The organism is Methylobacterium iners (genome assembly GCF_022179305.1).
In the GTDB taxonomy this organism is placed as follows: domain Bacteria; phylum Pseudomonadota; class Alphaproteobacteria; order Rhizobiales; family Beijerinckiaceae; genus Methylobacterium; species Methylobacterium iners.
On record NZ_BPQP01000034.1, the window covers coordinates 18,881 to 32,623 of the forward strand.

Consider the following 13,743-nt stretch of genomic DNA (forward strand, 5'->3'; position numbering starts at 1 on the left):
TGCTTACGCCTACGCTACGCGGGATGGGAACGAGGGAGTGCCCGGCCGACGCGGCGGCCGGATCGTCCAAGGCGGCGCGCCTATTGGGCGAGGCCGACCTGCTCGAGCTTCGCCGTGACGATGTCGCGGTCGAAGGGCTTCATGATGTACTCGTCGGCCCCGGCATGGAGCGCCCGGGCAATGGCGCCGACGTCGTTCTCGGTCGTGCAGAACAGGACCTTCGGCGCGCTGCCTCCGGGGCTCTGGCGGAGCACCCTCAGGAACTCGTAGCCGTCCATGGTCGGCATGTTCCAGTCGAGCAGGATCGCGTCCGGCATCGCCTCGGCGCAGACGGTCAGCGCCTTGGCGCCGTCCTCGGCCTCGCCGACCTCGAAGTTCATGCTCTCAAGGATGCGGCGGGCGACCTTCCGGATCACGGCGGAATCGTCGACGACGAGACAGGTCTTCATCGCGTCACTCCTTGGAGGGATCAGGCGGCGCCGGCGGCGCGGCGGGGCGCGCCGAAGGCGAGCAAGGCATCGACGTCGAGGATGACGAGGAGGCGGCCGTCGAGGCGATGGACGCCGAGCGAGAGGTCGCGCCAGCGGGCATCGAGGTTGATCGGCACCGGCTCGTGGGTGGCGGCGCCGAGCTTCAGGACCTCGCCGACGCCATCGACGATGAGGGCGAAGGTCTCCCCGCCCTGCTCCAGCCCGATCGCCATCTGCCGACCGTCATCCGTGCGGGCCGGCAGGCCAAGGCGGCGGCGCAGGCAGAGCGCCGTGACGACCCGGCCGCGCAGGTTCAAGAGACCGACGATCTCCGGCGGCGAGAGCGGCACCGGCGTAATGCCAGCGGGGATGAAGACGTCGTGCACGCGGTCGATCGCGAGACCGAACATGGTCTCGCCCACGAACACGGTGACGAAATCGCTGGTGGCGCCGGCGTCGGCGCCTTCGGCGTTGCTGTTGGCAGCCTGCATCATGGAATGTGACTCCGATACCTGAAGGCCGGCCTCAGGCGGCGCGGGCGAGATTGACGACGTCGAGTTCCGAGAGCGCGGCGATGAGGCCGCTGCGGTCGAACTTCGCGACGAGGTCGGCGATGGACAGGCTCCGCGCCCGCTCGATGGCGTCCGCGCCGATATTGCCCGAGAGGCCGATCACCGGCAGCGCCGCGACCCGCCCCTCGGCCTTGCGCATCGCCTGGACGAGGTCGAACCCGTTGCGGCCCGGCATTTCGAGGTCGCAGACGACCACATCGACGCGGCCGCTCGTCATCAAGGTGGTCAGCGCCTCCTCGGCGCTCGCCGCGGTGACGACGTTGTAGCCGGCGGCCTTGAGGACCGGGCTCAGCATGTCGCGGAAGAAGGCCGAGTCGTCCACGAGCAGGAGCGTCGAGGTCCGCTTCTCGGCCGTCCGGGCTCCACGCGCCCAGTCATCGTAGGCGAGCGGCAGGAAGTGGGCGATGTTGATGATCTCGGTGGCCCGGCCGCGCAGCACCGCCGAACCGATCAGGTCCGAGCGCTCCGCCGCGATCTCGACGTCGAGGCGCTCCTCGACGATGTCGACGATCTCGTCGACGACGAGGCCCATCGCCCGCTCGCCGTCCGAGAACACGACCAGCGCCTGCGTGCCCTCGCTGCGGATCTCGATGGAGGCGTCGGCCGGCACCAGCGGCATGAGGCGGCCCCGGTACTGGATGAGCGGGCGTCCGCCGACCCATTCGACCTTGGAGGCCTCGACCTCTTCGAGCCGCGTGACCAGGGAGAGCGGCACGGCCTTGAAGCTGCCGCCGCCGCCGCGGAACACCAGCAGGGTCGCCTTGGCGTCGGTGGTCTCGACCTCCTCGGCCTCGATGTCCATCGGCACGCCGCCCGACTGCGAGCCCTGGCTGACTTGCTGGGCGATGCCGTTCGGGTCGACGATGAGCACCACGGCGCCGTCGCCGAGGATGGTGTTGCCGGCGAAGAGCGGCAGGTGGCGCAGCTTCGAGGACATCGGCTTCACGACGATCTCCTCCGTATGGAAGACCTCGTCCACGAGGATGCCGAAGCGTTGGCGGCCGACCTGGGCCACCACGACGAAGCCCGAGTCGATGGTCTCGGCGGGCTGGTCCTGCCCGAGGACGCCGGTGAGCGTCACGATCGGCAGGAGGCGCTCGCGCAGGCGCAGCACCGGCGAGCCGTTGATGCGCTCCACCGTCTGGGCGGTCGCCTTGTCGACGCGCACGAGTTCCAGCACCGCGACCTGCGGCACCGCGTAGCGCTGCTCGCCGGCCTTCACGATGAGGGCCGCGATGATCGCCAGCGTCAGCGGGATCTTGATGGTGAAGGTCGTGCCGCGGCCGAGCTGCGTGTTGATGTCGATGATGCCGCCGATGACGTCGATGTTGGTCTTGACGACGTCCATGCCGACGCCGCGACCGGAAACCGAGGTGATAGCCTTGGCGGTGGAGAAGCCGGGATGGAAGATGAACTTCGCCACCTGGGCGTCGGTCATCTTGTCGATCTCGGCCTGGGTCGCGACGTTGCGCTCGACGGCCTTCTTGCGTATGGCGACGAGGTCGAGGCCCTTGCCGTCGTCGGCGATCTCGATGGTGATCGTGCCGCCCTCGTGGAAGGCGGAGAGGCGGATCGTGCCCTTCACCGGCTTGCCGGCGGCCTTGCGCTCGGCAGCCGACTCGATGCCGTGATCCGCGGAGTTGCGGACCATGTGGGTCAGCGGATCCTTGATGACTTCGAGAACCTGGCGGTCGAGCTCGGTCTCGGCGCCGTTCATCACGAGCTCGATCTGCTTGCCGAGTTCGGACGAGAGGTCGCGGACCACGCGCGGCAGCTTCTGCCAGGCATTGCCGATGGGCTGCATGCGCGTCTTCATGACGCCCTCCTGCAGCTCGGCCGTCACGTGGGAGAGCCGCTGCAGCGGGACCTTGTAGGTGGAGTCGTCGTGGCGGCGCGCGATCTCGAGGAGCTGGTTGCGGGTGAGCACCAGCTCCGAGACCATGGTCATCAGGTGTTCGAGGGTGTCGACGTTCACGCGGATCGTCTGCACCTTCGAGACGCCGCCCTCGCCCTCTCCGGCAGCGGATTCGGCGGCGGGCTTGGCCTTCGCGGCGGGCGCGGCCTGCATGACCGGCTCGGGCTCCGGCATGGGCTCGGGCGCGGCAGATTCCATCGCGGGCTCCGGCGCCGGCGCGGAGGGAGCGGGCGGCGCGAAATCGTCGGGGCCTTCGGCCTCGAGAAAGGCGCGCTCCAGATCCTCGAGCGAGACCTCGCCGGGCTTGAGCTCGCGCTCGACGGGCGGCGGCAGGGTGATGGTCGGCGCAGGCGCGGGTGCGGCGGCCGGCATCGGACCGGCCGACATCTGGTCGAGCGCCCCGATCAGGTCGTCGTCGCTGCCCGCGGGCTCGGCGCCGGTCTGTTCGAGGTCGGCGAGGATCGACTTCAGCCGGTCGAGGGTGACGAGGATGAGGCTCACGGCGGCGCCGGTGACCGGCATCCCGTCGCGGAACTGGCCCATTAGCGTCTCGGCCGCGTGCGCCAGCGCTTCGAGGCGCGGCAGCCCGAGGAAGCCGCAGGTGCCCTTGATCGTATGGACGAGCCGGAAGATGTTGCTCAGGATCGTCTTGTTGTTCGGATCCTGCTCGAACCGGACGAGTTCGGTGTCGACCGTGTCGAGATGCTCGGCGCTCTCGGTCAGGAACTCACGCAGCAAATCGTCCATGAGCGGTACTCAGTCCATACGCGCACTACAGGTCTGTGCGTTCCCGACCATGAGCCCAATGCGTTAGTGAAGCGTTGCTGACGTCCTCCCTATCCGCTGAAAACTCCAATATTCGATCGTCGAGCCGGAGGATCAGGCCAGGGCCGTCTCCGGCGGCTCGCTGTCCGACGGTCGCGAAGCCTCAAGGCTCGGGGCCTGCGCGGCAGGACTTGCCGCTGCCACCGGCTCGGCGCGAACCGTCACCTCGTCGCCGTCGATCGTGAAGCGCACGTCCATGGCGGCGGCCCGCGCCACCAGGCCGGCATAATAGGGAAGGATGCCGTGCGCATCGACCGTCCCGCCCTCCGGCGTTCCGGCGATCAGCGACTCCACGTGCGGCGGGATGCGGGCGTGGGAGCCCTTCGCCTTCAGGACGAGGCTTGGGGCCTCGCCGTCACCCGTGACCACGACGTCGATCAGGCCGCCGCGGGGAATCGCGCTCGTCGCGATCACCACGAGGTTCAGGAGAAGCTTGACCTTGTTCTTCGGGTAGAGCGCCTGCGGCGCGCTCCAGGCGAGCTGCGTCTTCTCGTCGGCGAACATCCCGCGGGAGACCTTCTCGGCGTCCGCGAGATCGATCGAGGCTCCCGCCGAGCCCGCCGCGCCGAAGGCCAGCCGCGCGAACTGAAGGCGCGCCGAGGCCTGGCGCGCGCTCTTGCGGATGAGGTCGATGGCGAAGTCGCGCATCGAGGCATCGTCCTCGTCCTCCAGCACTTCGAGACCGTTCACGATCGCACCGACCGGGCTGATCACGTCGTGGCAGACGCGGGAGCAGAGCAGCGCCGAGAGGTCGAGGGGATCGAGGTTGACGGTCGTCATGATGCGCTCCGCGCGAACGTTGAAGGCTTTCGCGAGCGCGTCGCCAAATCGGCCCGCCCCGCCGTCACGGCACCGATAGACGGCGCGTCCCGCTTTGAAAAGCTGCGGGATGCTCGCCGCGCCAAGGGTCGACAATCGCCGCTCCGCGCGGCATGACATCATGATGACGCTCCCTCCGCAGATGCGCGACCGCGTCGCGACGATCCTGACGGAGATCGCCTGCGAAGCCGGCGAGATTCTCAGGGTCTATCACGGCGGCGACTGCGCGCACGTCCTCAAGCCCGACGGCTCCCCGGCGAGCGCGGCCGACCACGCCGCCGAAACCATGATCCTCGGCGCCCTGGCGCGACACTGGCCGGGCATCCCGGTCATCGCCGAGGAATCGAGCGCCGATCGCCCCCCCGCCGACCTCTTCTTCCTCGTCGACCCCCTCGACGGCACCCGCGACTTCCTGGCGGGCGACCCCGAATACAGCGTCAACATCGGCCTGATCGCGGGGGATCGTCCCATCGCCGCGGCGCTGGCGGCGCCCGGCATCGGCCGGGTCTGGGGCGCCGGCACGACGGCATTCGAGGCGCCGATCCAGGCGGGTCGTCCCGGCAGCCCGCACCCCGTCTCCGTGCGACGGGGGCCGGAGGACGGGCTCGTCGCCCTCGTCAGCCGCCGCCACGGCGACCACGAGACCGAGGCCTGCCTCTCGAACCTGCCCGTCGGCTCGCGCAGGCAGACCTCCTCGGCCCTCAAGTTCTGCCTGATCGCCTCCGGCGAGGCCGACATCTACGTGCGCTGCGGCCCGACCATGGAATGGGACACGGCGGCCGGCGACCACGTCCTCACCAGCGCCGGCGGCTGCGTCGTCGTGCCTTCGGGCGAGACCATCACCTACGGCCATCACGCGCTGCACTACCGCAACGGACCCTTCGCGGCGCTCGGCGACCCGGCCTATGCCGCGCGTCTCGATCTGCCGGAGCGGGCCGTCGACGGACGGCGCCTACCGCTGCTCTGAGGTGGCTTGCTCGGCGAGGCTCGCATCCGTCAAGCCGCCCAGCGCTGGCCAAAGGGCCTCGGCCTGGGCGATGAGCGCCGGGCGCTTGGCCGCCGCATCCCGGTTGGCCTCGTTCCGGAACAGGTAGAGACGCCGCGCCGCGGGTCCCGGCATCAGCGCGAACACCATCGGGTCGGTGTCGACGAGCCGGCCTTCCGCGACGCCCAGCGGATCGTATCCCCCGAGCCGCGGCGCATAGCCGTCGGGATACGGCCGGAAGGCCTCCCGGTTCGCCGCGGAGGCGAAGCGCCAGACGCGGCCCTTCCAGTCGAGCTCGAATTGCGGACGGCCCGGCACCGGGTCGCCACCCGCCGCGAGGAAGTAGCTCACCGCGTCGAAGCCGTTCAGGGCCAGACTTCCGGGAATGCGGGGCGGCGTCCCCGCCTGGGACCGGTCGAAGGGCAGAAGCGCGACACCGGCGAGTATCAGGCAGCGACGCCGCGTTAACCACATATTGCCGTCTTCCAGGTTCATCATGCCGCCCGTCGATGCGTGGCGCCCCGAGGGCGCCGCCGGCATCCTTGGGACTGGATGCAAACAGATCCTTTACGCGGGCGGCGAGAGACGATGATCCCATCTCACATTTTCCCCCGGCGCCTCGGGGCTTTCCCGGGCGCCTTCAGAACCCTGATCCTGGCGATGCTTCTTCTCGCCGGTCCGTCGGTCGGCCTCGCCGGCGCGGCCGAGGACCCGGGCTCCTTCCGCCCGCGGGAGATCGTGGAATCCGGGCACCGCTTCTTCGGCTCGATGTCGAAGGGCCTCGCTCTCACCGTGGAGGAGGCGACCCGGCGCTGGGGCGAGCCGAACAGCTACATCCTGGGCCAGGAGGCGTCGGGCGCCATCGTCGGCGGCGTACGCTACGGCGAGGGCACCCTCTACACCCGCAATGCGGGCCAGCGCCGGATCTACTGGCAGGGGCCGAGCATCGGCTTCGACGTCGGCGGAGACGGCAACCGCACGATGATGCTCGTCTACAACCTGCCCGGCGCCGGCCAGATCTACCGTCGCTTCGGCGGCGTCGACGGCTCGGCCTACCTCGTCGGCGGCTTCGGCATGACGGCCGCGACCTCGGACGGCATCGTGGTGGTTCCGATCCGCACCGGCGTCGGCGCCCGCCTCGGGATCAATGTCGGCTATCTGAAGTTCACGAAGCAGCCGACCTGGAACCCCTTCTGAGCCGGGGCGTACCAATCCGGTACGGGAGGGCTGGCCCTCGATTTGCCTCCATCGCCCAGCTTTCGGGCGACCGGCGGCATGCTGCGCCGTCCGGACTTTGCGCGGCGCGCCGGACGATGCGAGAAGCCTTCTCCGATGACCCGCCGCACCGGCGGGGTCGAAGATTGCTGGCGACAGGACGACATGCGTCGCATGTCGGGGATGTGAGTGCGTGATCGAAACCATCATGATCTTCGCGCTCGGCTTCCTGGCGGCGAGCCTGTTCGGGCTCCTCGCCCTGCCGGCCGTCAACGCCCGGGCCGTGCGTCTCGCCAGCCGCCGCGTCGAGGCGATGTTTCCGCTCTCGATCTCCGAGATCGCCGCCGAGAAGGATTACCTGAGGGCGCAATTCGCCGTCGCGCAGCGCCGCTTGGAGCGGCAGCTCGAGACCGTGCGGGCCAACCGCCACGCCGACATGGCGGCCATCGGCGCCCGCACCCTGGAGATCGCCACGCTCGCGCGCGAGCTCGATGAGCGAGATTCGGTCCTGCGCGCGCGCGAGGCGGAGATCCTGGCCGCGAAGCAGGCGATCGAGGGCGTCGAGCGGGACCTCGAAGCCGCGCGCGCTGAGGAGGCCGTGGGCGTCGCGACCCTGCGGGTCCTCGAGGACGCCCATCGGGAACTGCTCGACGACTTCCTGGCCCTTCGGCAGGAGCGCAACGTCGCCCTGCGTCGCCTCTCCGTCGCCACCGACCCGAGCTTCGGCACGACCATCGACCACGACGACCTCTCGGACAACGCTCCGGGCGAGGCCGCGGACCTCGCGCGCCAGCACGCGGCGCTCCTCGCCGAGCGCGAGGCCCTGCGGGCCCGGCTCGCGGCGGCGGAGGAAGCCCTCGCCACCGACAGCGCTCAGCGGGAAGCCCGGGCCGCAGCCGAGCATGCGGAGCTTCGAACCCGCATCGCCGAAGTCGCGGAGGCGCTGACGCGCGGCGATCGCCTGCCCTCCGTCGGCGCCTTCCCGCTTCCGGGCCGGCCCTGAGACTGGCATCCGGGCCGTTGCGCAGGGCGGCGGGCGCATCGTAAATGGCGCGCTCCACGGATCGATCACCCGCCTGCCTTGTTTCGAACATGCCGCGGCATCATCGGGTCGGGCATCCCCTTCCTTGAGATGGACCAGACTGCCTATGGCCCTGAAGCTGACATCGCTCGCCGTCGTCGCCTGCGCCCTGGTCGCCGGATCGGCCGTCGCGCAGACTGCGCCGCAGACCCGCCGGGGCAACGAGACGCTGAAGAAGTACTGCACGGGCGACTACCTGACCTATTGCGGCGACCTCGCGCCGAGCGATCCCGCCGTGGACAAGTGCTTCGGGGCGAATTGGGCCAAGCTGAACGAGAATTGCCGCCGGGCGATCGACGCCTACGAGAAGACCACCGCCGGCAAGAAAGGCTGAGTGCCGCGGCCAAGCGTGGCCGTTTCGCTCGCATCGGGCGCTAGCGCCCGCTATGATGCCGTCCCGACAGTGCCGGACCCGCGTCGATGCTCCCTCGTTCCCTTTCCCTGACGCTCGCGGCCCTCGGCCTCGTTGCGCTGACCTGTTCGGCCTGCGGCCGGCGCGGCGGCCTGCAGCCGCCCGACGGCGAGGCGACCGTCTCCCCCACCGCGTCGGCCCCGGCGAGCGCCCGCCAGCTGCCGCGCAGCGTCGGCCTCGGCGGCGGTACGGCAGCGCCTGATCCGGCAGCCGTGCAGGATGGCGACGAGTTGCCTGCCTCAGCCGTTGCGGCCGGCGGCACCGACGCGCCGGTGACGACGACGCGCGGCGCGAAACGGGGCTATACGATCCCTAAGCAGCCCTTCTTCCTCGATCCGCTCCTCTGAGGGAGCCAAGCCTCACGCGCTCCGCGCGAGGTGGCGAGCACACGGCCGACCATGCATCATTTCCACTACCGCGACGGGCGGCTGCATGCCGAGAACGTCGACTTGACCGACCTCGCGGATCGCGTCGGCACGCCCTTCTACTGCTACGCGAGCGCCACCCTCGAACGGCATTACCGTGTCTTCGCCGATGCCTTCGCGGGCGACGACGCCCTCGTCTGCTACGCGGTGAAGGCGAACTCGAACCAGGCGGTGCTGCGCACGCTGGCGCGCCTCGGCGCCGGCATGGATATCGTCTCGGAGGGTGAGCTGCGCCGGGCGCTCGCCGCGGGCGTCGATCCGCAGAAGATCGTCTTCTCGGGCGTCGGCAAGACCCGGGAAGAGATGGAGGCGGCGCTCGGTGCCGGCATCTTCTGCTTCAACGTCGAGAGCGAGCCGGAGCTCGAAGCGCTGTCCGCCGTCGCCACGAGCATGAACCGGACCGCGTCCGTCTCGATCCGGGTCAACCCAGACGTCGATGCCGGGGGGCACGCCAAGATCTCGACGGGCAAGTACGAGAACAAGTTCGGCATCCCGATCACCCGGGCGCCGGCGGTCTACGCCCGCGCCGCCACCCTGCCGGGCCTGAGAATCTGCGGCGTCGACATGCATATCGGCAGCCAGATCACCGATCTCGCGCCCTTCGACCATGCCGGGCGGCTGCTGGCCGGCCTCGCCCGCGACCTGATGGCCGCGGGTCACGCCCTGCACCACATCGATTTCGGCGGTGGCCTCGGCATCCCCTACCGCGACGACAACGCACCGCCGCCGGACCCGGCCGCGCTCGCCGCCGTCCTGCGTCCGCATTTCGCGCCGCTCGGCCTGCGCCCGGTCTTCGAGATCGGGCGGATGATCGCGGGCAATGCCGGCATCCTCGTCGCCCGCGTCATTCACGTGAAGCATTCCGAGGGCCGGATCTTCGTCATCGTCGACGCGGCGATGAACGACCTGATCCGCCCGACGCTCTACGAGGCCTATCATGCGGTCCGACCGGTAGTGGAAACGGCGGAGGACGGACCTCGCTTCGTCGCCGACCTCGTCGGCCCCGTCTGCGAGACGGGCGACTACCTGGCCCTCAACCGCGAGATGGCCGCCGTTGCCGAGGGCGACCTCATCGCGATCATGACCGCCGGGGCCTATGGGGCCGTCCAGTCGGGGACCTACAACACCCGGCGCCTGGTGCCGGAGGTGATGGTGCGGGGCGCGGAGGCCGCGATCGTGCGACCGCGCCAGTCCTATGAGGAGCTTATCGGGCTCGACCGCCTGCCGGCCTGGATGGGCTAGGCCGAGGGCGGGCCCCTGCCCCGCGACCTTGGGCCGATTTGACCCCGCCCTCCGCGGCGGCCACCATGAAGGCTTCGGATCGTGAGACCCGCCGCTCCGGCGTGGGATCCCTAGGAGCCTTCCATCGATGGCAGAGGCCGACGGCACGACCTCCCGCGCGACGCGCGACCGGCTCGACCGGCTCGTCGCGCAGGCCAATGCCGCTCAGGTGTGGGAACAGGTCTGGCCGCTGCTCTGGCGCGGCCTCGCCGTCGTCCTCGCCTTCCTCACCTTGTCCTGGCTCGGCCTCTGGCTGGATGTCGGTCCGGGCTGGCGGATGGCCGGCCTCGCGATCTTCGCCCTCGCCTTCGTCGCGGTGCTGCTTCCGCTCCTTCGTGTCGGCCGGCCGGGGCGGCGCGAGGCCCTGGCACGGATCGATCGTGACGCCGCCGCGGGCGGTGGGGCGGTCACGCACAACCCGGCCTCCGCGGTCGAAGATACGCTCGCGGTCGGCAAGAGCGATCCGACAACGCAGGCCCTGTGGTCCCTCCACCAGCGCCGCGCCGCGGCGGCGGTCGCGCGGCTCAAGGTCGGCCCGCCGCGCCCGATGATGGCCCGGCGCGACCCCCTGGCGCTGCGCGCCGCCCTCGTCGTCGCGGCCGTGGCAAGCCTGTTCGTGGCCGGGGCAGAATGGCGACAGCGCCTCGGCACCGCCTTCGACTGGCGCGCGCCGAGCCCCGCCGGACCGAGCTTCCGGGTCGACGGCTGGATCGATCCGCCGCTCTACACTCGGCTTTCGCCCCTGATCGTGACCATGAACGGGACCGAGCAGCGCCTGCGCGCGCCGGTCAATTCGACGCTGATCGTGCGCATCGCCGGCCGTGGCGACGTCGCCCTGACCCCGAATGGTGGCCTCAAGGCGTTGCCGGGCAAGGAGCTTAAGGCGGACCTGCGCGAGGACCGCTTCGGGCTCACCGGCGGCACCGCCGACCTGACGATCGCGACGGGCGGGACGCCGCAGCGCCTGATCGTCGAGACGATTCCAGACAACGCCCCGACCGTCGAGGCGGTCGGAGGTCCCGAAGTCAACGGCCGCGGCACCTTCAACCTGACCTACCGGGTCAAGGACGATTACGGGATCGCGTCCGCCGAAGGCGTCGTCGAGCCGCTGAAGCCGGGCCGCTCCCTAGTGCCACCGCCGCGCATCCCGCTGGCGCTGCCCGGCGATCCGAGCGGCGAGGCCGACGTGAAGACGCTCGTCGACCTCACCGACCATCCCTGGTCGGGGGCGCGGGTGCGTTTCACAATCGTCGTCAAGGACGAAGCGGACCAGGAGGGTCGGACCGCGACGACCGAGATGACGCTGCCGGCGCGCCCCTTCCAGAAGCCGTTGGCCCGGGCGCTGGCCGAGGAGCGCCGTCGCCTCGTGACGACGCCCGATTCCGGCCGCGTCCGGGTGCTGACCGCGCTCGACGCTCTCCTGATCGCGCCGGAGCAGTTCACACCCCAGCCGAGCGTGTTCATGGGCCTCAAGACCGCCTCGCGCCGCCTACGCGCCGCGCGCAGCGACGAGGCTTTGACGGAGGTCGCCGACCTCTTGTGGGAGATGGCCCTCAAGATCGAGGACGGCGACCTCTCGGACGCCGAGAAGGATCTGCGCGCCGCTCAGGACAAGCTGAAGCAGGCGATCGAGCGCAACGCGCCGGACGACGAGATCCAGAAGCTGACCGAGGACCTGCGGCAGGCGCTCGACAAGTTCATGAAGGAGATGGCCGAGCGCCAGCGCAAGAACCCGCAGCAGCAGGGCGAGAAGAGCCCGCCGCAGAAGGGCGCCAAGAGCGTCACGCCGGACGACCTCAACAAGATGCTCCAGGACATGGCGGAGGCCATGAAGCGCGGCGACACGGCGGAGGCGCAGCGCCTCCTCGAACAGCTCCGCGAAATCCTCGAGAACCTTCAGACCGCCGAGCAGGGCGGTCAGGCGGACCCGAGCGCCCGCGAGATGAACCGTCAGGCCGAGGAACTCGACCAGATGGCCCGCGAGCAGCAGGGCCTGCGCGACGAGACCTTCAAGGAGGGCCAGAGCAAGCGCGGCGCCGAGCAGCGCGGGCAGCGCCCGCAGCGCGGCCAGGGCCAGCAAGGCCAAGGGCAGCAAGGCCAGGGGCAGCAAGGCCAGGGGCAGCAAGGCCAGGGGCAGCAGGGCCAGGGCGAGGGCCAGCAGGGTCAGGGTGGCGGCGTCGGCCAGCGCCAGCAGGCCCTGCGCGAGCGCCTGCAGGACCTGCAGCGCCGGATGAAGGAGCTCGGCATGCAGGGCGAGGAAGGCCTCTCCGACGCCGAGGAGGCCATGCGCGAGGCCGAGAATGCGCTGGGCCAGGGCAAGGAGGGCAACGCTGTCGACGCGCAGGGCCGGGCGCTCGACGGCCTCCAGCGCGGCGCCGAGGGCATGCAGAAGCAGATGCAGGACATGGCGCAAGGCGAAGGCGAGGGCGAGCAGGAGGGCGGCCAGAACCCGAGCCAACAGGGCCAGGCCGGCGCCAAGGACGACGACCCCCTCGGCCGTCCCACCAAGGGCCGCGAGATGTCCGACGGCCGGGTGCGCGTCCCGGGCGCCGACGAATCGAGCGTCCAGCGGACCCGGCGGATCATGGAGGAGCTGCGGCGCAAGCTCGGCGATCCCAGCCGGGCCCGCGAGGAGCTCGACTATTTCGAGCGGTTGCTGCGCCGGAACTGAGGTCGTCTCTCCGCAAAGTCGCCTCCGAAGGTCCATCGGAGGCGACCGTCTCATCAACGAAGCAGAGCGTGCGCGGCCTCTCGGCACGGCATCCCGGGCTTCACGCCTCTAGCCGCGGCCTGCGCATTCGCCTCGGAGATGACGCCGTCCTGATAGGAGCTGATTTCGTCTCCGATCCGCGCGGAGAGGGCTCCCACGGCCGCTGCGGGAATGCCCTCGCGCTCCAGCATTGCGAGGCCGATCACGCCCGAGCGGTCCTTGCAGAGCCCGGCATCGTTCGCGATGATTCCTCTCGGGCGAACGGCGAGCGTATACTCCGCCATGGTCTCTCCGCAATGGGGGGCGGTGACGAAGACGTCGTTCGGCCGCTTCTCCTTGATCAGCGCGATGAACCAGGCCGCGCAGATCCCGCCGGCATCCCCTTCGAGCAGCATCGTGACCTTGCCGCCGGTATGTGAGCCGGCCCCGCTCTCGACGGTGCGGACCCGTCCCTCGGGAGCCGCCAGCAAGCGGTAGGCGGCCTCCCGCACCGTCATGTTCTCGCGCACACCCGCGGCCATCGCCGCCTCGTTCAGATGTCCGATCACACGCTCGAGGAACAGCGACCGTCCATCGGACATGCGCGCTGACATGGTTCGGCACGCGGCCGCGGGCACGCCGTGGTCCTGCGCCATCGCGAGCCCAGCGATCCCCGCGTTGTCCTTTCCGACTCCGGCGGCGTGTCCGATCAGCCCCCGAGGCCCGAGGGACAACGGGTCGGCAAATGTCTGCCGGCCGGCAAACGAACAACCGACGACGACATCCTTCTGCGATACGCGTAGCGGCCCCATGAGATCGAGCCGTCGCGTCAAGTAGCTGAGCGAGTCGGAGACGATGATGCGGCCGTCGGCGGTCTCGTCGTAGACCGCGACGCCGTTGAAGTTTTCGGGGAGCGAGCCTCGCGCGGTTGCATCCTGGAACATCGCGGCGGTGGCTGCGAAGGCCGCGCCGGTTTGAACGAGATGCCTGCGGCTGATGGATCGACGCCGGAGTTCATTTCGCAGGATCGTCATGGCAGGTTGGCTCCGCTTGT

13 protein-coding genes are annotated in these 13,743 nt (G+C 70.2%); 7 read left to right on the forward strand and 6 right to left on the reverse strand.

Features of this window, described 5'->3' with window-relative positions; all coding sequences use genetic code 11:
• Nucleotides 1-80: 80 nt before the first annotated feature.
• The 4 genes from MFF55_RS12265 to chpT form a co-directional block, all read right to left on the reverse strand.
• Nucleotides 81-449 carry a response regulator gene (locus MFF55_RS12265; RefSeq protein ID WP_238244377.1) on the reverse strand — a complete coding sequence of 123 codons (369 nt, stop codon included), beginning with the start codon at nucleotides 447-449 and terminating at the stop codon, nucleotides 81-83.
• A gap of 20 nt (nucleotides 450-469) precedes the next feature.
• The gene (locus MFF55_RS12270; RefSeq protein WP_238244421.1) at nucleotides 470-961 is read right to left on the reverse strand and encodes a chemotaxis protein CheW; all 492 of its coding nucleotides are present in this window, start codon (nucleotides 959-961) and stop codon (nucleotides 470-472) included.
• A 34-nt stretch (nucleotides 962-995) separates the two neighbouring features.
• Nucleotides 996-3,704 carry a hybrid sensor histidine kinase/response regulator gene (locus MFF55_RS12275; RefSeq protein ID WP_238244378.1) on the reverse strand — a complete coding sequence of 903 codons (2,709 nt, stop codon included), beginning with the start codon at nucleotides 3,702-3,704 and terminating at the stop codon, nucleotides 996-998.
• A gap of 132 nt (nucleotides 3,705-3,836) precedes the next feature.
• The gene (gene chpT / locus MFF55_RS12280; RefSeq protein WP_238244379.1) at nucleotides 3,837-4,562 is read right to left on the reverse strand and encodes a histidine phosphotransferase ChpT; all 726 of its coding nucleotides are present in this window, start codon (nucleotides 4,560-4,562) and stop codon (nucleotides 3,837-3,839) included.
• A gap of 163 nt (nucleotides 4,563-4,725) precedes the next feature.
• On the opposite strand from chpT, the gene MFF55_RS12285 reads away from it, so the two are divergent.
• Nucleotides 4,726-5,568: a 3'(2'),5'-bisphosphate nucleotidase CysQ family protein gene (locus MFF55_RS12285; RefSeq protein WP_238244422.1), complete on the forward strand. Its 843-nt coding sequence runs from the start codon at nucleotides 4,726-4,728 to the stop codon at nucleotides 5,566-5,568.
• Here MFF55_RS12285 and MFF55_RS12290 read toward each other — a convergent pair.
• Complete coding sequence (locus MFF55_RS12290; protein WP_238244380.1) at nucleotides 5,554-6,084, reverse strand: YHS domain-containing (seleno)protein; 531 nt, start codon at nucleotides 6,082-6,084, stop codon at nucleotides 5,554-5,556. The genes MFF55_RS12285 and MFF55_RS12290 overlap by 15 nt on opposite strands.
• A gap of 162 nt (nucleotides 6,085-6,246) precedes the next feature.
• Between MFF55_RS12290 and MFF55_RS12295 the strand changes: the two genes are divergently transcribed.
• From MFF55_RS12295 to MFF55_RS12320, 6 genes are all read left to right on the forward strand, one after another.
• Entirely contained in the window at nucleotides 6,247-6,783 is a 537-nt protein-coding gene (locus MFF55_RS12295) for a DUF1134 domain-containing protein (protein ID WP_238244423.1), read from the forward strand.
• A 211-nt stretch (nucleotides 6,784-6,994) separates the two neighbouring features.
• Nucleotides 6,995-7,804 carry a hypothetical protein gene (locus MFF55_RS12300; RefSeq protein WP_238244381.1) on the forward strand — a complete coding sequence of 270 codons (810 nt, stop codon included), beginning with the start codon at nucleotides 6,995-6,997 and terminating at the stop codon, nucleotides 7,802-7,804.
• Nucleotides 7,805-7,949: 145 nt separating this feature from the next.
• Entirely contained in the window at nucleotides 7,950-8,216 is a 267-nt protein-coding gene (locus MFF55_RS12305; protein WP_238244382.1) for a 3',5'-cyclic-nucleotide phosphodiesterase, read from the forward strand.
• A gap of 86 nt (nucleotides 8,217-8,302) precedes the next feature.
• On the forward strand, nucleotides 8,303-8,641 hold the full coding sequence (locus tag MFF55_RS12310; RefSeq protein WP_238244383.1) for a hypothetical protein: 339 nt from the start codon (nucleotides 8,303-8,305) through the stop codon (nucleotides 8,639-8,641).
• A 51-nt stretch (nucleotides 8,642-8,692) separates the two neighbouring features.
• A complete protein-coding gene (gene lysA, locus MFF55_RS12315) occupies nucleotides 8,693-9,961 on the forward strand; it encodes a diaminopimelate decarboxylase (protein WP_238244384.1) in 1,269 nt (422 codons plus the stop codon).
• A gap of 127 nt (nucleotides 9,962-10,088) precedes the next feature.
• Nucleotides 10,089-12,671 (forward strand): TIGR02302 family protein, encoded by a 2,583-nt coding sequence (locus MFF55_RS12320; protein ID WP_238244385.1) that lies wholly within the window; start codon nucleotides 10,089-10,091, stop codon nucleotides 12,669-12,671.
• A gap of 53 nt (nucleotides 12,672-12,724) precedes the next feature.
• Here MFF55_RS12320 and MFF55_RS12325 read toward each other — a convergent pair whose 3' ends face one another.
• Nucleotides 12,725-13,723, reverse strand: coding sequence for a hypothetical protein (locus MFF55_RS12325; protein WP_238244386.1), 999 nt, complete (start codon nucleotides 13,721-13,723; stop codon nucleotides 12,725-12,727).
• Nucleotides 13,724-13,743 lie beyond the last annotated feature (20 nt).